This window comes from Thioclava kandeliae (assembly GCF_040297545.1).
Taxonomy (GTDB): Bacteria; Pseudomonadota; Alphaproteobacteria; order Rhodobacterales; family Rhodobacteraceae; genus Thioclava; species Thioclava kandeliae.
On sequence record NZ_JAYWLC010000091.1, the window covers coordinates 1 to 581 of the forward strand.

At 60.8% G+C, this 581-nt stretch carries 1 pseudogene; it reads left to right on the forward strand.

The annotated features are described in order from the left end of the window. A pseudogene (locus VSX56_RS20745) lies at positions 1 to 581 on the forward strand (IS110 family RNA-guided transposase); the annotation flags it as partial.

Below are 581 nucleotides of genomic sequence, written 5' to 3' on the forward strand. Positions count from 1 at the left end.
CTTAGAAAGAAGCTGCGACGTGCGCAGGTGTTGGATTTCTTTGCAACGCTTCAGCCTTGCGCTGTGGCGATGGAGGCTTGCGGAGGCGCGCATTTCTGGGGTCGGGAGTTGGCCAAGCTCGGCCACGACGTTCGGCTTATTCCGCCTGCCTACGTGAAGCCGTTCGTCAAGCGTCAGAAAAATGATGCGAACGATGCCGAGGCGCGTCTCGCGAAGCAGCACAACGACCGAACATGCGCTTTGTCCCGATCAAAATCGAGGAAACACAGGGCGCAGCCAGCGTCTTCCGCGTCCGCGAACTACTGATCCGTCAGCGGACCCAGGCGATCAATGCCTTGCGTGGACATCTGGGCGAGTATGGCCATGTCGTGCCTCGGGGCGTCAGGAACGTGGATCGCCTGATCGCGCTGATCGAAAGCGAGGCTTCGGACCTGCCTGCCACGGCGCGGGCCTCATTAGATGTGTTGGCAGGGACGCTCACCGACCTTAACCGGCAGATTGGAGTTCTGGACGTCGAGATCGATCGCCTTGCGCGAGAGACTGACGTGGTGCGCCGTCTCATGACCATTCCGGGCATCGGG